The sequence below is a fragment of the Polynucleobacter sp. AP-Nino-20-G2 genome, assembly GCF_018688235.1.
In the GTDB taxonomy this organism is placed as follows: domain Bacteria; phylum Pseudomonadota; class Gammaproteobacteria; order Burkholderiales; family Burkholderiaceae; genus Polynucleobacter.
In genome coordinates, this window is sequence record NZ_CP061313.1 from 112,778 (window position 1) to 130,712 (window position 17,935).

The 17,935-nt window shown below is 46.6% G+C and carries 21 protein-coding genes and 1 tRNA gene; 7 read left to right on the plus strand and 15 right to left on the minus strand.

The genetic code is table 11. The features are described from left to right. The first annotated feature begins 5 nt into the window (after positions 1-5). The 4 genes from FD960_RS00655 (at position 6) to FD960_RS00670 (ending at position 2,028) form a co-directional block, all read left to right on the plus strand. The gene (locus tag FD960_RS00655; protein WP_371817434.1) at positions 6-779 is read left to right on the plus strand and encodes a cytochrome c1; all 774 of its coding nucleotides are present in this window, start codon (positions 6-8) and stop codon (positions 777-779) included. Between the two features lie 105 nt (positions 780-884). Next, positions 885-1,496 carry a glutathione S-transferase N-terminal domain-containing protein gene (locus FD960_RS00660; protein WP_015420301.1) on the plus strand — a complete coding sequence of 204 codons (612 nt, stop codon included), beginning with the start codon at positions 885-887 and terminating at the stop codon, positions 1,494-1,496. A gap of 30 nt (positions 1,497-1,526) precedes the next feature. After that, entirely contained in the window at positions 1,527-1,934 is a 408-nt protein-coding gene (locus FD960_RS00665; protein ID WP_215299252.1) for a ClpXP protease specificity-enhancing factor, read from the plus strand. 18 nt (positions 1,935-1,952) lie between these two features. Beyond that, positions 1,953-2,028 (plus strand) — tRNA-Thr (locus tag FD960_RS00670). Between the two features lie 67 nt (positions 2,029-2,095). Here the strand turns inward: FD960_RS00670 and FD960_RS00675 are convergent. The 6 genes from FD960_RS00675 to hemA all read right to left on the minus strand — a co-directional run bounded on the left by FD960_RS00675 (position 2,096) and on the right by hemA (position 8,381). Then, complete coding sequence (locus FD960_RS00675; protein WP_215299253.1) at positions 2,096-3,412, minus strand: MFS transporter; 1,317 nt, start codon at positions 3,410-3,412, stop codon at positions 2,096-2,098. Between the two features lie 3 nt (positions 3,413-3,415). Then, entirely contained in the window at positions 3,416-4,690 is a 1,275-nt protein-coding gene (gene rmuC, locus FD960_RS00680) for a DNA recombination protein RmuC (RefSeq protein WP_215299254.1), read from the minus strand. A gap of 16 nt (positions 4,691-4,706) precedes the next feature. Then, on the minus strand, positions 4,707-5,015 hold the full coding sequence (gene grxD, locus FD960_RS00685; RefSeq protein ID WP_215299255.1) for a Grx4 family monothiol glutaredoxin: 309 nt from the start codon (positions 5,013-5,015) through the stop codon (positions 4,707-4,709). A 109-nt stretch (positions 5,016-5,124) separates the two neighbouring features. Then, a complete protein-coding gene (prmC, locus tag FD960_RS00690; protein ID WP_215299256.1) occupies positions 5,125-5,973 on the minus strand; it encodes a peptide chain release factor N(5)-glutamine methyltransferase in 849 nt (282 codons plus the stop codon). 11 nt (positions 5,974-5,984) lie between these two features. Next, on the minus strand, positions 5,985-7,064 hold the full coding sequence (gene prfA / locus FD960_RS00695; RefSeq protein WP_215299257.1) for a peptide chain release factor 1: 1,080 nt from the start codon (positions 7,062-7,064) through the stop codon (positions 5,985-5,987). After that, positions 7,065-8,381, minus strand: a complete 1,317-nt coding sequence (gene hemA / locus FD960_RS00700) for a glutamyl-tRNA reductase (protein WP_215299258.1) — start codon at positions 8,379-8,381, stop codon at positions 7,065-7,067. A 1-nt stretch (position 8,382) separates the two neighbouring features. Between hemA and FD960_RS00705 the strand changes: the two genes are divergently transcribed. Continuing rightward, positions 8,383-8,682 carry a hypothetical protein gene (locus FD960_RS00705; RefSeq protein WP_251369800.1) on the plus strand — a complete coding sequence of 100 codons (300 nt, stop codon included), beginning with the start codon at positions 8,383-8,385 and terminating at the stop codon, positions 8,680-8,682. Between the two features lie 7 nt (positions 8,683-8,689). Here the strand turns inward: FD960_RS00705 and FD960_RS00710 are convergent, their stop codons facing one another. The 6 genes from FD960_RS00710 to FD960_RS00735 all read right to left on the minus strand — a co-directional run bounded on the left by FD960_RS00710 (position 8,690) and on the right by FD960_RS00735 (position 13,841). After that, entirely contained in the window at positions 8,690-9,016 is a 327-nt protein-coding gene (locus FD960_RS00710; RefSeq protein WP_215299259.1) for a type II toxin-antitoxin system PemK/MazF family toxin, read from the minus strand. Then, the gene (locus FD960_RS00715) at positions 9,013-9,228 is read right to left on the minus strand and encodes an antitoxin MazE family protein (protein WP_215299260.1); all 216 of its coding nucleotides are present in this window, start codon (positions 9,226-9,228) and stop codon (positions 9,013-9,015) included. Before FD960_RS00715 ends, FD960_RS00710 begins: the two co-directional genes overlap by 4 nt. A gap of 68 nt (positions 9,229-9,296) precedes the next feature. Beyond that, positions 9,297-10,067, minus strand: a complete 771-nt coding sequence (locus FD960_RS00720; RefSeq protein WP_215299261.1) for a uracil-DNA glycosylase — start codon at positions 10,065-10,067, stop codon at positions 9,297-9,299. Further along, on the minus strand, positions 10,067-11,851 hold the full coding sequence (locus FD960_RS00725; protein WP_215299262.1) for a M61 family metallopeptidase: 1,785 nt from the start codon (positions 11,849-11,851) through the stop codon (positions 10,067-10,069). Before FD960_RS00725 ends, FD960_RS00720 begins: the two co-directional genes overlap by 1 nt. Before the next feature lie 6 nt (positions 11,852-11,857). Continuing rightward, entirely contained in the window at positions 11,858-12,574 is a 717-nt protein-coding gene (locus FD960_RS00730) for a DsbC family protein (RefSeq protein ID WP_251369802.1), read from the minus strand. After that, positions 12,567-13,841 carry an FAD-dependent monooxygenase gene (locus FD960_RS00735; RefSeq protein ID WP_215299263.1) on the minus strand — a complete coding sequence of 425 codons (1,275 nt, stop codon included), beginning with the start codon at positions 13,839-13,841 and terminating at the stop codon, positions 12,567-12,569. Before FD960_RS00735 ends, FD960_RS00730 begins: the two co-directional genes overlap by 8 nt. A gap of 40 nt (positions 13,842-13,881) precedes the next feature. Here FD960_RS00735 and ychF point away from each other — a divergent pair, with 40 nt between their 5' ends. After that, positions 13,882-14,976 carry a redox-regulated ATPase YchF gene (gene ychF, locus FD960_RS00740; RefSeq protein ID WP_215299264.1) on the plus strand — a complete coding sequence of 365 codons (1,095 nt, stop codon included), beginning with the start codon at positions 13,882-13,884 and terminating at the stop codon, positions 14,974-14,976. 87 nt (positions 14,977-15,063) lie between these two features. On the opposite strand, the gene FD960_RS00745 is transcribed toward ychF, so the two are convergent. Beyond that, positions 15,064-15,414 (minus strand): hypothetical protein, encoded by a 351-nt coding sequence (locus tag FD960_RS00745; RefSeq protein ID WP_215299265.1) that lies wholly within the window; start codon positions 15,412-15,414, stop codon positions 15,064-15,066. Positions 15,415-15,525: 111 nt separating this feature from the next. On the opposite strand from FD960_RS00745, the gene FD960_RS00750 reads away from it, so the two are divergent. Further along, positions 15,526-16,080: a hypothetical protein gene (locus FD960_RS00750; protein ID WP_215299266.1), complete on the plus strand. Its 555-nt coding sequence runs from the start codon at positions 15,526-15,528 to the stop codon at positions 16,078-16,080. Here FD960_RS00750 and trpC read toward each other — a convergent pair. Further along, on the minus strand, positions 16,077-16,880 hold the full coding sequence (gene trpC / locus FD960_RS00755) for an indole-3-glycerol phosphate synthase TrpC (protein WP_215299267.1): 804 nt from the start codon (positions 16,878-16,880) through the stop codon (positions 16,077-16,079). The two genes, FD960_RS00750 and trpC, sit on opposite strands and share 4 nt — an antisense overlap. An 8-nt stretch (positions 16,881-16,888) precedes the next feature. Then, the gene (gene trpD / locus FD960_RS00760) at positions 16,889-17,914 is read right to left on the minus strand and encodes an anthranilate phosphoribosyltransferase (protein WP_215299268.1); all 1,026 of its coding nucleotides are present in this window, start codon (positions 17,912-17,914) and stop codon (positions 16,889-16,891) included. Between the last annotated feature and the right edge of the window lie 21 nt (positions 17,915-17,935).

The following is a 17,935-nucleotide window of genomic DNA, read 5'->3' on the forward strand; positions in this document are numbered from 1 at the left end:
CTAGTATGAAACGAATTCTGCAAACTTTGATGGGCGTCTGCCAAGCAACTGTTTTGGTTGCCGCCCTAGGCTTTGGTGTTAGTGCTAATGCTAATGAAGGTGGCTTTCCGCTGGACACAGCACCTAATCGCGTTAGCAAAAATGCTTCATTGCAAAATGGCGCTAAGTTGTTTGTCAACTATTGCTTGAACTGCCATGCAGCCTCAAGTATGCGTTACAACCGCTTGCGTGATATCGGCTTGACTGATCAACAGATCAAAGATAACTTGATTTTGACTGATGCCAAAGTCGGCGATCTCATGACAATTTCGATGACACCTAAGGAAGGTAAGGCATTTTTTGGTAAGACCCCTCCTGATTTGTCAGTAGAGGCACGTGCACGTGGTACAGATTGGCTCTACACCTATTTTCGCACTTTCTACAAAGATGACACCACGCAAACTGGTTGGAACAATATGGTGTATCCAAACGTTGGTATGCCACATGTTCTTTGGCAGTTGCAAGGCGAACGTGCTGCGAAGTTTGAGGAGCATCAAGATCCTCATGACGAAAGCCGCACAGAAAAAGTATTCGTAGGATTCGAGCAATTGACTCCAGGCACCATGAAGCCGCAAGAGTATGACGACAATATTGCTGACTTAGTCGCATTTATGTCATGGATGGCTGAGCCAGTTCAGCTTGAGCGTAAGCGTTTGGGTGTTGTAGTGCTGATCTTTTTGGCAATCTTCACTTTGTTAGCTTGGCGCTTAAATAAAGCCTATTGGAAAGACATTCACTAAGTAAATTCATTAGCCCTGAAGTTAGGGCTCATGAGTAAAAAGATTTAAAGCCGCAGTTAGTTGTGCGTTTGTTGTATTGAAGTAGATATTTAAGGAAATAAATTTATGATGGTGTTGTACTCGGGCACTAACTGCCCATTCTCGCAACGCTGCCGTTTGGTGCTTTTTGAAAAAGGCATGGACTTTGAGATCCGCGATGTTGACTTGTTTAATAAGCCAGAAGACATCTCGGTGATGAACCCTTATGGCCAAGTTCCAATCTTGGTTGAGCGCGACTTGATTTTGTATGAGTCAAACATCATCAATGAATACATTGATGAGCGTTTTCCACATCCACAGTTGATGCCGCCTGATCCAGTTGCACGCGCACGCGCACGCCTCTTCCTCTTTAATTTTGAGAAAGAGCTGTTTGTTCACGTCGCTGCTTTGGAAAATGAAAAAGGTAAGGCTGCTGAGAAGTCACATGAAAAAGCGCGTTTAGCTATTCGTGATCGTTTGACTCAGTTGGCACCTATTTTTGTGAAGAACAAGTACATGTTGGGTGAAGAGTTCTCCATGCTGGATGTGGCAATCGCTCCTTTGTTGTGGCGTTTGGAGCATTACGGCATTGATCTCTCCCGCAATGCAGCTCCCTTATTGAAGTACGCTGAGCGTATTTTCAGCAGACCAGCTTATATTGAGGCGCTCACACCTTCTGAAAAGGTAATGCGCCGCTAAGCGGCTCATTATTCAGGCGGCTAAATCAGCATGTCTGACGTTCCAAGCAATAAACCCTACCTAATCCGTGCCCTACATCAGTGGTGCACGGATTTTGGTTTTACGCCCTTTATAGCCGTCTTCGTAGACTCGAATGTTGATGTGCCCATGGAGTTTGTGAAGAATGACGAAATTGTCTTAAATCTCTCTTTGGAGGCCTGCCATCAGCTCCAGCTGGAGAATGATTGGATCAGCTTTCAGGCTAGGTTTGGCGGGGTTCCAAGAAGAATTATGGTTCCCGTAAGTCATGTGTTGGCTATTTACGCTAGGGAGAATGGCCAAGGAATGTCATTCCCATTTGACGCTAGCCAGGTGCCCGGAAATAAGCCCAGCGAAAGTGATGGCACGGGGGCTGAAAAACCAAAATCTACAAGACCTTCCTTAACGATTGTGAAATAGGATAAAATATCATTCGTTGCCCCTTTAGCTCATCTGGTAGAGCAACTGATTTGTAATCAGTAGGTGGTCTGTTCGAGTCGGACAAGGGGCACCAAAATACTAAAGCCTAAATTCTCTGAATTTAGGCTTTTTTCCTTTTTAGGTGCGCAGTGAATTAATTGTCACTGGCGCAGATCAATCTTTTTGGTCTCGGGTAAATACAGAATTGCTACTATCGCACCGCATGCCAAGAAGATCGTTGGGTACCAAAGTCCCGCCATATCACTTACCCATTGTTGATTCAACCAAGTAACAATGAGAGGCAAGAGTCCTCCAATCCAGCCAGCAGCTAAATTATGTGGAAGCGTAGCCGCACTATTTCTCGTTTTTGCAGGAAAGAGCTCCGCAAGTAGTGCTGTTTGAGGGCCCACTACTAGGGCCAAAATGGCTGATAGTCCAATCAATATTGCTGCAATAAATAGCGTTGATTGGTTTTGTATCTGCATTAGATGAAATGCTGGCAAGATCAATGTGGCCCCCAATATAAGGCCACTAACAACAACAGGTTTTCTGCCAATTTTGTCCGATAGCCACCCAGCAAAGATAGTGAGCGGTAGCAAGGCAACTGTTGCATAAACACTGAGTTGATCTACTAATGGTGACGGGAGTTTTACCGAAGTCTTTAGAAAGATCGATGTATAGACTTGAACACAGAAAAACAATATTGCTCCACCCGCTGAAATGCAAAAGAAGAGCAAAAACATTCTCTTTCTAGTTTCTGGATCGGTGAGATTGTCACGTAACGGATTTTTAGACTGCATCTCCGTCTTACTGAGTTGCAAGTAGATGGGCGTTTCTTCTAGGGCCATTCTGGCCTTGAACGCGAGCAATAGAAGCAGCAGGGATATCCAAAACGGTACACGCCATCCCCAGGATAAAAACTCTTCATGGCTTAACCATTGCTGCAGCAATGCAATTTGTAATGTTGAAACAAGGATGCCGAGAGGCCCCATTAATTGCAGAAAGCTAGTCTTAAAACCCCGATTGGAGTCGCCTGCATGCTCTGTGAGGTAGACGGCACTGCCACCAATCTCGCCGCCCGCTGAGAGTCCCTGCAAGAGTCGTAGGCTAACCAGTAAGATGGGTGCCCAGATGCCAATACTGGCATAAGTAGGTAAAAAGCCAACACTGACTGTGGCAATGCCCATGAGGGTAATGGTGATCATGAATACGGGGCGACGCCCTATACGATCACCAACGCTTCCAAAAATGGCCGCACCAAGTGGCCTCACCACCATGCCCACCCCAAAGGTTGCTAGGCTTGCCAAAAGCCCTGTGCTAGGGTCGATAGAGGGAAAAAAGAGCGGGCCAAAAACTACCGCTAAGGTGGCAAAGGTTAGAAAGTCGTACCACTCCAAAAAAGTGCCAAAGCATGCTGCAATAGCCACTTTTCTATAGGAATGCGTTGAAAGCTTTTTCTCTACTGGGACGCTATTCAATTTTTATTCTGGATCGGCAGACGATTCAATGAGTGGGGCAGAGAGATTTTTGCTGGGCTTTACTCCCAGTTCACGCACCTTCTCAGCCGTGCGAATGAGATTGCCCTTGCCGGACTTGAGTTTATTAAAGGCATCGTGATAGCTTGTCTGGGCTTGATCTAGGCGCTGGCCTAGTTTTTCTAAATCATCTACAAAGCCAACAAATTTGTCATAGAGAGTGCCGCATTGTTTGGCGATTTCTAGTGCATTGCGATTTTGGTGGTCTTGGCGCCAGAGATGGGCAACAGTACGCAGGGTAGCCATCAAAGTGCTTGGGCATACCAACACAATGTTTTTTGCCAAAGCTTCTTGGTATAGATTGGGTGCGGTTTTGAGGGCTAGCAAGAAAGCGGGCTCAATTGGCACAAACATCAATACGAAGTCTACTGAGCCAATGCTATACAAAGAGCTGTAGTTCTTAACTGAGAGCCCTTGGATATGCTGGCGCAGAGATTGAATATGCGCAGCCAACTCTTGCTCTGCAACTACGGGATCAGATGTTTCAGCGTGACGTGAATAAGCGGTGATTGATACTTTGCTATCCACGACGAGACTTCTACCCTCAGGCAGTTTGACGACTACGTCTGGCTGAAGGCGTGATCCATCGGTCTGGGTATGGCTATCTTGCACCAGGTACTCTTCGCCTTTACGTAATCCTGAGGACTCGAGGATGGATTCCAGTACCAATTCACCCCAATTGCCTTGAACCTTTGAATCACCCTTTAAAGCCTGGGTGAGGGAGCGTGTCTCGTCAGACATGCGCAGGTTGAGGTTAGCAAGGCGCTCAATCTCACTCTTGAGTGCAAAGCGCTCACGAGCCTCATTACCATAAGAAGTATTTACTTGCTCTTTAAATTCAGACAACTTTGTTTGTAGGGGCTTGAGTAAAGCATCGAGATTGGCAACGTTCTGCTCAGTAAATCGTTTAGATTTATCTTCCAGAATCTCGTTGGCTAAATTCTTGAACTGACTGGTAAGCGCTTCCTTGGCTTCATTGAGAGATTCAATTCTGCCAAGACCTTGTTTGCGCTCGGAGTCTAATTCGGCCTCTAGGCGAATTGCATTTTGTAAGGCTTGATCTCTCTCGGCACGTAAGGCAATGGTGGTGGCAGATTCAGCTTGAGCCTGTTGTTCGCTGCGCTGTAGTGCTGAGCGCAGATTAAGCGCATAAACCAAAAGGCCTGCGCATAAACCAAATGGCAGGCCAAATAGTAGAAGAGAGCTTAAGTCAAAAGTCACGAGGATCTTTGGTGGCTTATGCCTTCACCAGCTTTTGCAATTCACCGCTCTGGAACATCTCAGTCATGATGTCTGAGCCGCCAATAAACTCACCGTTGATGTAAAGCTGGGGAATCGTTGGCCAGTTAGCGAATTGCTTAATGCCTTGGCGAATTGCCTCGTCTTCTAAAACATTCACGGTGTGAAGATTTTCTACGCCACTGGCGCGCAAAATATTGATCGCGTTACCAGAGAATCCGCATTGAGGAAATTGAGCATTTCCTTTCATGAACAGCACCACTGGGTGGCTGGAAACGATTTCTTGAATTTTTGCTTGGGTATCCATAATTTATCCTGAAGAACTAGTTAATTTGCAATTTTGCGATACGGTGATTTTAAGGCTATATACAAAAAAGGGTTAAGCGGAAAAAGCTCCTTATACCTAATTTTATAAATCAATTACTTTTTCTAGCCGAGCTCACTCGGGAGTGACCTGCTAAATCGAGATGTATTTTAGGGTCCTTAAGACCCGCTTTAGTCATAAGTGCTACCACTGCCTTGGCTTGATCAAAACCATGCTCAACGGCGATCAGGCCTCCTGGTTTGAGATATTGATCTGCCCCAAAAATAATCTCCTCGAGACAGGTCAGGCCGCTGGCTTTATCCGTTAATGCTGATACGGGCTCAAACCGGAGATCGCCTTGCGCCAAATGAGGGTCCTGATCGGCAATATAAGGAGGGTTGCTTAAGATAATGTCAAAAGCGGAGTCTTCGGGAATGGCTTGATACCAACTTCCATGTGCAAATTGCACTCGATCCGTCAGCTTGAGCGATTTAGCGTTTTGCATTGCAATTGCTAAGGCTACCTCGGATTGATCGGTTGCTAGCAGGGATGATTCAGGGGATGCGCTCGCTACAGCAAGAGCAATCGCGCCAGAGCCTGTGCCGAGGTCCAATATTTTTACGGGCTTATTGAGTTTGGCGATTTCACCAAGGGCAATCTCCACCAATAGTTCTGTTTCAGGGCGGGGGATTAATACTCCAGGCGCAACCGATAGCTCAATATTGTGAAATCCTTTTTTACCCAAGATATAAGCAACTGGCTCACCGTTTAATCTCCGTTGCTCAATGCTTTGCCATTCCGTCTGAGCTAAGTCATTGAGCGTCATATCGTCGCGGGACAGCAAAGCTGAGCGTGGCAGTTGGTAATGTTTTTCTAGAACATATGCCAACAGAATACGTGCCTCATTGGCAGGCAGGGATGAGCTGCTTAAAAGGGAACGCAAAGACGGGTTAGCGCTCATCCTGACCGAGATTAATTGTCACCTAGCGCTGCAAGCAATTCTGCTTGATGTTCAGATGCTAGTGCATTGCATAGATCATCTAAATCACCGTCCATCATGGCATCAATCTTGTAGAGCGTAAGGTTGATGCGGTGATCGGTAATGCGGCCTTGTGGAAAGTTATAGGTTCGAATGCGATCGCTGCGATCACCAGAACCAATTAATGATTTTCTGGTTTGCGCTTCCAGTTGATGCTTCTCGCGCTCACGGGCATCCATGATGCGTGATACCAAAACCTTCATCGCCTGCTCACGATTGCGGTGCTGACTACGATCATCTTGGCATTCCACTACGGTGCCTGTTGGCAAATGCGTAATTCGCACAGCAGAATCTGTTTTATTAATATGCTGTCCGCCGGCACCAGATGCGCGGAAGGTATCAATACGTAATTCGGCGGGATTAATTTTGACTGCCTCTAGTTCATCTGCCTCCGGCATCACGGCAACCGTGCAGGCCGATGTATGAATGCGCCCCTGAGTTTCTGTTTGGGGTACGCGCTGCACGCGGTGACCTCCAGATTCAAACTTGAGGCGAGAGTACACCGATTGCCCAACAAGACGTAAAACAACTTCTTTATAGCCACCAAGATCCGACTCAGCAGCATTGACTACTTCCACTTTCCAGCCTTGGCGCTCGGCAAAGCGGGTATACATTCTGAGTAGATCTCCTGCAAACAAGGCGCTCTCATCACCACCAGTGCCCGCCCGAATTTCCAAGAACACATTGCGCTCATCGTTAACATCTTTTGGTAGCAAGAGTTTTTGTAAGACCCCTTCAAGCTCTTCCATGGTGGCTTGAGCTTGTTTTTGCTCTTCATCAGCAAAGTCCTTCATCTCGGGATCTTTGCGCATCTCCTCTGCGGCTTGTGCATCTGCTTCAGCTTGTTTATATAAACCAAATTGCTCTACTACCGTTGCGATATCAGAATGCTCACGCGTGAGTTTCCGATAGTTGTCCATGTCTTTGGTGGACTCTTCGGTGGTTAATAGGGAATTGAGTTCGGCTAAGCGCGTGTCTAGATGTTCTAGCTTAGCCCGCATGCTGGGCTTCATCTAATGGTCTTCTGGTTTGGAGTGAGAGGCGAATAATTTTGGAAGCAACTTAATCAGGGCGTCACGCTCAGCGCCATTCGAATGTTGTAAAGCATGTAATGAGCCATGCAAAAACTTATTGGTTAAGCCTTGCGCCATTGCATTGAGAACCTCTTGGGGATCATCGCCGCGCATCAATCGTTTCATGGCACGATCAAGCTCGAGTTGTCTAAGATGTTCACCTTGTTGTTGAATATCTTGAATGAGGGGCACGGTCTTGCGACCTTGCATCCAATGCATGAAGTTGCCAACGCGATCTTCGATGATGGCTTCAGCTTGGCTGACAGCGGCCTGACGTAATGATGCCCCCGTCTGAATCATGGTGCCCAGGTCATCAACGGTGTACAAATAAATATCGTTTAAGCGAGAAATCTCTGGCTCGAAATCTCGTGGAACTGCCAAGTCGATCATCACCATAGGCTTATGGCGACGTTGCTTCAAAGCGCTTTCCACCATACCCAATCCAATGATCGGTAGTGATGAAGCTGTACTGGAAACAATGATGTCAAACTCATGAAGACGAGAAGGCAATTCAGAAAGCTTGAAAGATTCAGCCTCGACATCTTGAATCGAAATCGAGTCTGCTAATTCTTGGCCGCGTTCAATCGTTCGGTTGGCGATCGCAACACTTTTTGGTTTACGCGCGACAAAGTGGGTTGCGCATAAAGTGATCATTTCGCCAGCACCAATAAAGAGCACACGTTGATCAGAAATTTTTTCAAAGATGCGCTCAGTTAAACGAACTGATGCTGCCGCCATAGAGATTGAATGAGCACCAATCTCCGTTGATCCGCGCACTTCTTTGGCTACAGAGAATGTTTTCTGAAAGAGCTGGTTTAAGTAGGTGCCTAAAACGCCTGCATCATTTGCGGTGCGAACAGCATCTTTCATCTGGCCCAAAATTTGAGTCTCACCAATCACCATCGAATCCAATCCGCAGGCCACTCTAAAAGCATGGCGAACTGCATCTGATTGCGGAAGGGAATAAATGTGAGGCTCTAGGCTGCTTGGAGCTAGCTTCTGAGTTTTGGCGAGCCAGTCAAAAGTGGCTTCATGCAGGAGGCTGGCTGCATCGGCATCATTAGCGGCGCAATATACTTCCGTTCGGTTGCAAGTGGACAAGATGGTGGCTTCCGGCAACCCGGCCTGATTCGCGCCAACGAGATGTTGGCGAAGATCGTGCAACGCTTCTTGAAGAAATTCAGGGTCAAAGGCGACCTTTTCCCGAATGGCGACCGGCGCTGTGTGATGATTGATGCCGAGTGTCAACAACTTCATAATGGCAATTATAGATTTGATGGCGGCATTAATGGGGGTGGCAATGGGGTTTTTGGCTTTTCTGGTGATTGGCGGTATTTCTGGTGCTTTAGCCTGGGTGTTTTATCCCGGCATACGAAGTGCTAAGCCCAAACTGAAAAAACTCCTCCTGGCCTGCTTTATTGGCTTTCTGGTCGCCTCAATGTGCTCCTATGCCGGGCAATTTGCGGGAATCTTTCAGTCGGGGCAAATGCTAGAGTGGCTTACTGCCATTGTGGCTTCTAGCATGGCTGGTTGCCTCTACGCTGCATGCTTTAAATAGATATCCTTTATGCCAAACCAAGCCAGAGTGCCAGAGCTCTATTTACTCGAACCATGAGGACATCATTTAATTCACCAATAACCGGCCCAATTCTCTCAACTCGCACGGTTTGAATTTTGTCGATTTGTACTTGAGAGGCTTTAGTTAGGCCATTAGTCTCGCTTGGCTCAATATCAAGACGAAAAATTGGAGCTTGCACAAGCTCGCTTGAAACCAATGCAATGGTTACGGTTGCATGGATATCGCTAAAAACATCGGATTGAAGCACTAATGCTGGCCTAGGCTTTCCGAAATCACCCTGCATTGCAACCATTACTATATTGCCGCGCCTCATGCTTTATCTAAATCAGCTAGCGCGTCATCTAAGAAGGACATTAATTCCGTATCGGCTCGATCGGCCAAGGCTACCAATGCCGACTGGCGGCGACATTCTTCAAAAAACCCAGGAGCTTTTGTATTGGGAACCCATATTTGAATAGGCCGTAACCCGGAATCCCTTAAGGAAAGTCGGTGTTTTTGGACTCTAAGGGCGTTGCTTGAGGACATTTTGAAAGCCTTAAATTCTTATTACATGTAACATTTTATTGAATTAATACATTACATGTAATAAGAATTTAATTCCTTGGGCTGAACAAGTTCTTTTCATGGGCTTGAGACTGACTTACCCATTGAATGGGAGTTTTCTGATGTTCCAGTAGCCACTCATTTGCCTTGGTGAAGTGCCCACAACTGGCCGTTCCGCCGGGTTGTAAGAAGGGTTGATTGGTTTTGTAAACGCCCAGTCCGGATGGGTGGGAAGACTGCAAGATCAATTGATTGGTCCCTACCTCAATTAGCGGTAATTTGGACTGCGCATGCCCTCCCCAAAGCATCCAAACTAAATGGGGCTTTTGTAGTGCAAGGGAGCTAATCAAGCGATCAATCAGAGGTTTCCAACCTAAATTAGTGTGGCTACCCGCCTCGCCCAATTTAACGCTGAGAGCAGTGTTCAGAAGCAATACACCTTGCTTGGCCCAGTCATACAGATCTCCGTTAGGAAGGACGCCAAAACCCTCCAAAGCAAGTGCTTTGGTGATGTTTCGTAAGGAGCTGGGAAATGCTCGGGAGTTCGTGGGAATATTGCCAGGAATAGAGAAGGCCAACCCTTGTGCGAGGCCAGGAGAGTGATATGGATCTTGTCCCAAAATCACAACTTTCACTTGGTCGAGCGGGGTTAGAGAAAACGCTTTGAAAAAATTCTGCGGCTCTGGTCTGATGCATTCTGGATGTTGGCTTAATTGCACCTGCAGATTGTTTTGCAAAGCAAGCCAGTCCTTGGACTCGAAATAGTCACCCAAAAGCACACGCCAGTCCTCTGGGATATCTTGTGCTGAGAAGGCTTGCATTACTCGGTTGGTATGAGGCTGTATTGAGCTGGCATTTGACTTGCCTCAAGGATGGTCATGCATTCATGCTCAAGATCATCCCTGTAAAAGGAGATTGTGAGAACCTCACCAATAACCAAGCTAGACAAGACCTTATTCCAGCGGGTAGCAGTAATGCGTTGACCATTAATACTGGCAAGTAGGTCGCCTGGTGCTAGGCCAGCAATTTGTGCGGCGCCGCCATCAAGCACGTGAGTCACTTTGAGCCAGCCATTTACTTCAGTGTGTCGCATACCAAGTTGCAACTTAATTTGATCAAGCTTAGATTGTTGCTTCGGTTTAACCGAAATATATTTGTGGTTAAACCATTTTTGCAAAGGGATATCTTCATTACCAAAAATATATTTGGCTTTAAAGGTGCTCCAAGTCTTCGCAAATTCACTGCCGAGTAATTGCGATATAAGAATATCTAAGCCATCTTCGGCAATCCCATCCAAGGTGACTCCATGCGTCTGCCAGATAAGACGCATTAGGTCATCAAGAGACTTGCGATCATGGCTAAAGGCTCGAATGTTTAGATCAAGACCCAGTGCGAGCAGGGCACCTTTACCGTAATAACTCACGACAGCATTAGGCGTGTTTTCATCCGATTGGTAATACTTAGTCCAAGCATCAAATGAGCTATCAGCTAGGCTCTGCTTGAGTCTGCCAGGGCCACGCAAAATGCCGTTCCAATTATTGGCAACAAGCTTGAGATAGGTTTTGAGATCAATGCGCCCGCTACGAAAGAGTTGTAGATCATCGTAGTAACTTGTGAAGCCTTCAAACAACCATAGCAAGCGCGTGTGGTTTCTACGATCAAGATGATAGGGTTGGAACGCTTTGGGTTGAATGCGCTTTACTAACCATGCATGAAAATATTCATGACTACATAGACCCAAGAATTCACGATACGCAGTTTCATCTAAAGGCGTATTGAGTTGTGGAATCTGATCACGACGGCAAAGTAAGGCGGTGCTATCGCGATGCTCTAGTCCGCCGTAACCAGCAAGAACAGCATTGACTAAAAATAAGTAATTTTGAAATGGTGCCCGGTTGGATTGAGGCTCAAACAGATGAATGGTGCTATCGCAGATAGCGCGAAGGTCTACCGCAAGACGTTGTAGATCCACTTCATGAATACACCCCTGAATAGCCATGCTGTGTGAAACGCCGTGCGATTTCCAGTGTGCAATCTGAAAATCTCCCATTGCAACTGGGTGATCTAAAAGATCATCATAATTTTTGGCCAAATAAAACCCATAGCCATCCGAGTCAACCTTTACGGACCGCAAGCCAGTCTGCACGGTCCAGTGAATGGTGGATGCCTCCTTTGGCGGAATGAGGATGAGGGCACAAGGTAAATACTCTTGCCCCTTCACCGCTAAACATAAGCTGCTGGGATTAAAAAATGCGCGCTCTGTATCGAGATAGGCTGCGCGTACTGAAGAATCAAAGGCATAAATCGTAGTCAGCACTTCAACAGGCCCAGCAAGCTTAGGTAGTCGCCACTGATCATTGTCAATGCGCTCTAGGTCCAGTTTTTGCTGGGGATTCTCAAGCGCATACGCTTCAATGGTTTCAATTTGCTTGCTGAAATCGCGAATCAAATAGCTTCCTGGAATCCATGCAGGCATTTGCACAATTTGCCCTGTCGGCAGTGGATTCTCAATTCGGAGTTTGACGTGAAAGCGATGCCCACGCAAATCTTCCTGCCAAACAGTGTATTGAATCGCGGGTAAATCTGATGTCTGGATATCGTTCATATCAATTTATTTGATGCTACTAAACTTCTTTTCAATATCGCTGATTTGAACTGCGCCTGGGAAGCGACTGCCATCCGTGAAGAAGAGGGTGGGCGTTCCAGTGATTCCATAGGTTTTGGCAAAAGCCATGTTCTTATCTAGTGGCGTAGTGCAATCACTTTTTCCACTAGGAGCAATGCCGTTCACCATCCAATCGATATATGCCTTCTGGGGATCTGCGGAGCACCAAATCTGTTTTGACTTCATCGCAGAATCTGCAGACAAAATAGGAATAAGGTAGGTGTAGATAGTGACGTTATCTAATTGCTGCAGAGATTTTTCTAGTCGCTTGCAGTAACCGCAATTGGGATCTGAAAATACCGCCAATTGCCTACTGCCATTGCCACGTACAGTTTTGAAAGCATTGGTCGGCGAAAGTTCAGACCATTTAATGCGATTGAGGTCAGCATGTCTCTGTTCGGTAATATTTTTACCGGTGGCAAGTTCCACAATCTCACCCTGAATTAAATACTTGCTATTCGCATCGGTATAAAAAACATCGTTGCCCACCAGCACCTCATATATGCCAGAGATAGGAGATGCCGTCACACTTTTAATTTTAGTGTTTGCACCAATCTTCTTTTGTAATTCGGTCCTGATTTGTTGCTCAGATTGCGCATGAGCAATGCCGCTAGCCAAGAAGCTGATACAAGCAAGTGAGATTGCCAAAAATAATTTATTCAAAATCAATATCCCCTAGGGCGCGTTCAATTAAGCGCCGCTTCATAAAATGACTGCGATTGACGATGCCCAAACCCCAATTTCTTAATTGTCGTTCGGTGCTGCTGGTGGCTGAGAAGAGCTTTTTCAGTTTGTCCGTCACCCAAAGAAGCGCGCTAGTATCACCTTGGCGTTGACGCTCATAGCGACGCAATAGAACTTTGTCATTTGCTTGCCTAAAAGATTCTCGTTTACCCAAAATATTGAGTAGTGTTGTGACATCTCTTAAGCCCAAATTTAAGCCTTGCCCAGCCAGTGGATGCATGACATGGGCGGCATCACCAATCAAAACCACTTTTGGATTTTCTTCTGGCCCAATAAAACGATTGGCCCGAATTCTTCTTAATGGAAATGTGGCTGGTGCTGAGTTCAGTGTGAGAGCTCCCAGTTGTTTGATGATGGCGCCATCCGCTATGTTGGACAGTCTTTGAGTCCAAGTAGCTTGATCTAGTTTGATCAGCTCCGCCGCATTTTCTAGCGAAGTCGACCACACCATGGAGACTTGTTGATTCGGCAATGGGAGCATGGCAACGATGTCTCCCCCAGGCAAAAACCACTGATAGGCAGTTTCTAAATGGGCGCGTGTGCAAACCCAATTAGCAACTACAGCATTTTGTGAGTAACTTTCTTCAGTGGCGCTAATGCCAAGTTCTGAGCGGATAGGGGAGTTGGCGCCATCGGCCGCAATCACCAGCTTCGCTCGAATGTTGCCCCCGTTTTTAAGTTGTAACCTTGCCCCGTCTTCATCTAGCGCGAGTTGTTGTACGACATCACTTATGCGTTCCAGCTTATTTTGAAAGCGTGATGCCTGATCAAGAGTATGTTCGATGAGGTTGGATTCGCCGATCCAAGCAAGTTGAGGGGTGCCCGCCTCAAATGCGGAAAGGTGGAGTTGATCTGATTCTCCCCCACGATCCCCGAAAATACGCATGTCCCTCACGGGCTGCATGCGTGAGTGGTCAATGGCATCCCATATTTGCAAATGGGCCAATAGTTTTTGGGTGCTTGGGGAAAAAGCATAAATACGTTGACCCCATTGATCGCCTTGGGGCGCGGGGACCGCTTGACCTAAATCCGGGGCAATCTCGATCGTTTGTAATCCTAGTTGGGCTAAGCCAAGCGCGCAAGCCTTACCAGCAATGCCTCCACCAACAACTGCGATGTCCACAGTGCGGATTTGGGCTCCATTGCTGGATGGATTTAGGGGATTATTTTGATGAACTTCTGACATATCTCGATGATATCGAAACCAGCCCCTTTACAATACGGCTATGTCTTTGAAATGTGGCATCGTCGGCCTGCCTAACGTCGGCAAATCTACCCTCTTTAACGCGCTTACCAAGGCTGGAATCGCGGCGGAAAACTATCCTTTCTGCACGATCGAGCCTAATGTGGGTGTGGTCGAGGTTCCTGACCCCCGTCTTGCCGCCTTGGCTGAGATCGTTAAGCCTGAGCGCATCTTGCCGGCAGCAGTCGAGTTTGTCGATATTGCTGGTTTGGTGGCTGGCGCCTCTAAGGGCGAAGGTCTTGGCAACCAATTTTTGGCGAATATTCGTGAAACAGACGCAATTACTCATGTGGTGCGCTGTTTTGAAGATGCAAACGTGATTCACGTTGCTGGAAAAATTGATCCAATCGCTGATATTGGGGTGATTGATACGGAACTGGCCCTATCAGACCTCACTACCGTTGAGAAAACACTCAATCGCTCAAGCAAAGCCGCCAAGTCCGGTAACGATAAAGAGGCTGCAGCTTTAGTTGCCGTCCTCACTAAAGTGCAGGCCCATCTAGATTCTGCGCAACCGGTTCGCAGCATGGCACTCAGTGAAGAAGAGCTCCTTCTTCTGAAGCCACTGTGTTTAATTACTGCTAAACCAGCGATGTATGTGGCTAATGTGAAGGAAGACGGCTTTACGAATAACCCTCACTTAGATGCAGTTAAGCAACATGCCGCCAAAGAAGGCGCGCCTGTAGTTGCGGTTTGCGCTGCAATTGAGGCTGAGATTGCTGACTTGGACGATGCGGATAAGGTTGAGTTTTTAGCTGACCTTGGCATGGAAGAGCCTGGTCTGGACCGCGTGATCCGTGCTGGCTATGACTTGTTAGGCTTGCAGACTTACTTTACCGCTGGCGTGAAAGAAGTCCGTGCCTGGACAATCCACAAAGGTGACACAGCTCCTCAGGCTGCTGGAGTCATTCATACGGATTTCGAGCGTGGATTTATTCGTGCCCAAACCATTGCTTTTGAAGACTTTATTCAGTTTAAGGGCGAATCCGGGGCAAAAGAGGCTGGCAAGATGCGCGCTGAAGGTAAGGAGTACGTCGTCAAGGATGGCGATGTCTTAAACTTTCTGTTTAACGTCTAGTTCGCTCAAGCAAACAAAAAAGCCCTTAGATTAATTACTAAGGGCTTTTTGCTTGTGGGCCCCAGATTTTTGGGGTCAAAGGTATTGTTAGCTGGCTTTAACTGCTTTTTCCAAGCATTTGGAGATTTCTTCGTAACGCTTTAAAGCGATTTTGCTCGGAACAACCTGCTTTTTTCGCCCATCTTCGTTGGCAGCCATTTTGATATAGCCCATTGCGCTGAGATTTTTTAAGCGTCCGTGGAGAGTGGCTTGCGAGCCGAGCCCCGCCATCGAAATAAGATCACCAACCAAAACAGATTCTTTAGCGTGATAACTCAAAACGATTTTATCCAACAGGCTTTCTTCAACAGAGTCGAGTTTTTTCCCTGGATTAATGCGGTCAAGCACATCCATTAAATTAAGAAAGCGAATGTAACTAGAAGATTTGATCGAAGACATTTTTACGGTATTAAAAATAAGAATTATTAGCCTAAGGGTTAACGCGATTGTAGCCCTATTTATCTTGTTTGTAACTTGTATGCATTGTCAAAATCAACCATACTGCTAGTAATGGATAAGTCATATCGTGAGTGGACATTGGGAATTGTGGTGAGCGGAATCGCTTACACGGGTCTCTTTTACATCAACGATTGGCTCACATCCCATCTGACTTATAGTCTTGGCGTTAGTTGGATCTACCTACCTGCTGGCTTGAGATTATTTCTGACCCTCATCTTCGGCATTCCTGGGGCGCTTGGTATCGCTCTCGGCTCTTTTTTAATTAGTTACCTGGGCGAATTTCCGCACGAAATAACCACATGTATTGGGGTTGGTTTAATTTCTGGTTTTGCGCCTTATTTAGCGAGAATATTTGTTCTCACCAATATCCAAATAGCTCCAGATTTAAGCGATCTCAGTCTGCCTAAATTGGTCGCTTGTATTTTAATTTACGCTCTTCTAAGTGCCAGCTTACACCAGTGGTGGTTTGCCGTGCGGGGCTTAGATGAGTCGGGAAGTATGAATCACTTCCTGGTGATGTTCTTGGGGGACGTGTTTGGAACGGTGTTGCTAATTGCTCTACTTAAATCCAGTTTGGATTTACTGAAATTTTCAAGAACGGCTTAATTAAATAACTCGCTCAGAGCGGTTCCTGGATCACTTGCGCGCATAAATGCCTCACCCACTAAGAACGCATTGACTTGATGGTCGCGCATTAGTTGCACATCAGCGCGAGTCATGATGCCCGATTCGGTAACCAGCGTTTTTCCTAGCGGAACCATAGAGAGTAACGATAGAGTGGTTTGAAGAGTAACTTCAAACGTTTTCAGATTGCGATTATTGATTCCGAGTAAGGGTGTTTTGAGATTCAAAGCTTGCTCTAGCTCGGGAGCGTTATGTACCTCCACCAAAACATCTAAACCTAACTCATGGGCGCAAGCTTCCAGCTCTTTCATTTGATTGAGTTCTAGGCAGGCCACAATCAAGAGGATTGCGTCGGCACCAATAGCTCGTGCTTCATAGATCTGATATGGATCGATCGTAAAGTCTTTGCGTAACACTGGTAAGGCGCAAGCGGAGCGAGCGGTTTGCAAATACGCGTTAGCCCCTTGAAAGTAATCTCTATCGGTCAGCACTGATAAACAGGCTGCTCCGTTTTTCTCGTACGACTGAGCAATCTCGGCAGGTTGAAAATTTTCCCGCAGCACACCCTTGCTTGGGCTTGCTTTTTTGATTTCTGTAATCACACCGGCTTTGCCGGCGACTATCTTTTGTTGGATAGCTTGAATGAAGCCGCGCGGCTTTAGTGTCGCATCGAGATTATTTTCTTGAGCTTGCTCACGTTGATTCGCTAGAGAAATCTTTTTTGAATCTGCTGCAAGCTCAATTTTTTTGGTTGCAACAATTTTGTCGAGAATATCGCTCATAACTGGATTTAATTACCTTGGGTTGCTGCAACAAATTCATTTAACTTTTGATGTGCTGCGCCGGAATTAATGGAGGCTCTCGCCATTTGAATTCCGGTAGCAATATCGGGTGCTACATTGGCGACATACAGTACTGCGCCCGCATTGAGGCAAACAATATCGCTAGCTGGACCAGCCTTTTTATTTAAGACATCTAAAACGATGGTTTTAGATTCATCCGCATTTGCCACCTTAAAGCTGATGGTTGGCGCAGTATTTAGACCAAAGTCTTGAGGGTGAATTTCATACTCACGAACTACGCCATCTTTTAATTCGCCAACTAGAGTGGGGCCTTCAAGAGAAATCTCATCAAGACCATCTCGACCGTATACAACCAAAGCATGATCCATGCCCATTGCTTGCAAAACACGAGCTTGAATGCCCACCAGATCTGGATGAAATACGCCCATCAGAATGCGCTTGGCGTCTGCGGGGTTGGTGAGTGGGCCAAGGATATTAAAAATGGTTCGCACGCCCAAATCTTTGCGAATGGGCACGACATTTTTCATGGCGGGGTGGTGGTTGGGGGCAAACATAAATCCTGCGCCTACCTTGGAAATGCATTGCGCTACTTGTTCCGGTGTCAGCGTGAGCTTTACTCCAAGCGCTTCCAGAATGTCCGCGCTGCCAGATTTACTGCTGACACTGCGATTGCCATGCTTAGCAATTTTTGCGCCTGCTGCAGCGGCTACAAACATGGCCGCTGTTGAGATATTAAAGGTGTGGGCGCCATCTCCGCCAGTTCCTACTACATCGACCAGATTGGCTCTATCTTCGATGTGTACTGGGGTGGCAAATTCACGCATGACTTGTGCGGCAGCAGCAATTTCGCCAACAGTTTCTTTTTTAGTGCGAAGGGCAACTAATAAACCAGCCACTAATGCTGGGGGCATTTCACCGCTCATGATGAGGCGCATCATCGCCGTCATTTCATCGTGGAATAGCTCACGATGTTCGATACAGCGTTGAAGTGCTTGTTGAGGAGTAATTGGCATGGCGCTATAGATATCAGTAAT

Bases quoted from the DNA above. Each gene is read 5' to 3' on its own strand.
- FD960_RS00655 (WP_371817434.1), top strand. From the start codon at position 6: ATGAAACGAATTCTGCAAACTTTGATGGGCGTCTGCCAAGCAACTGTT.
- FD960_RS00660 (WP_015420301.1), top strand. From the start codon at position 885: ATGATGGTGTTGTACTCGGGCACTAACTGCCCATTCTCGCAACGCTGC.
- FD960_RS00665 (WP_215299252.1), top strand. From the start codon at position 1,527: ATGTCTGACGTTCCAAGCAATAAACCCTACCTAATCCGTGCCCTACAT.
- grxD (WP_215299255.1), bottom strand. From the start codon at position 5,015: ATGGATACCCAAGCAAAAATTCAAGAAATCGTTTCCAGCCACCCAGTG.
- prmC (WP_215299256.1), bottom strand. From the start codon at position 5,973: ATGAGCGCTAACCCGTCTTTGCGTTCCCTTTTAAGCAGCTCATCCCTG.
- prfA (WP_215299257.1), bottom strand. From the start codon at position 7,064: ATGAAGCCCAGCATGCGGGCTAAGCTAGAACATCTAGACACGCGCTTA.
- hemA (WP_215299258.1), bottom strand. From the start codon at position 8,381: ATGAAGTTGTTGACACTCGGCATCAATCATCACACAGCGCCGGTCGCC.
- FD960_RS00705 (WP_251369800.1), top strand. From the start codon at position 8,383: ATGGCAATTATAGATTTGATGGCGGCATTAATGGGGGTGGCAATGGGG.
- FD960_RS00710 (WP_215299259.1), bottom strand. From the start codon at position 9,016: ATGAGGCGCGGCAATATAGTAATGGTTGCAATGCAGGGTGATTTCGGA.
- FD960_RS00715 (WP_215299260.1), bottom strand. From the start codon at position 9,228: ATGTCCTCAAGCAACGCCCTTAGAGTCCAAAAACACCGACTTTCCTTA.
- FD960_RS00720 (WP_215299261.1), bottom strand. From the start codon at position 10,067: ATGCAAGCCTTCTCAGCACAAGATATCCCAGAGGACTGGCGTGTGCTT.
- FD960_RS00725 (WP_215299262.1), bottom strand. From the start codon at position 11,851: ATGAACGATATCCAGACATCAGATTTACCCGCGATTCAATACACTGTT.
- FD960_RS00735 (WP_215299263.1), bottom strand. From the start codon at position 13,841: ATGTCAGAAGTTCATCAAAATAATCCCCTAAATCCATCCAGCAATGGA.
- ychF (WP_215299264.1), top strand. From the start codon at position 13,882: ATGTCTTTGAAATGTGGCATCGTCGGCCTGCCTAACGTCGGCAAATCT.
- FD960_RS00745 (WP_215299265.1), bottom strand. From the start codon at position 15,414: ATGTCTTCGATCAAATCTTCTAGTTACATTCGCTTTCTTAATTTAATG.
- FD960_RS00750 (WP_215299266.1), top strand. From the start codon at position 15,526: ATGGATAAGTCATATCGTGAGTGGACATTGGGAATTGTGGTGAGCGGA.
- trpC (WP_215299267.1), bottom strand. From the start codon at position 16,880: ATGAGCGATATTCTCGACAAAATTGTTGCAACCAAAAAAATTGAGCTT.
- trpD (WP_215299268.1), bottom strand. From the start codon at position 17,914: ATGCCAATTACTCCTCAACAAGCACTTCAACGCTGTATCGAACATCGT.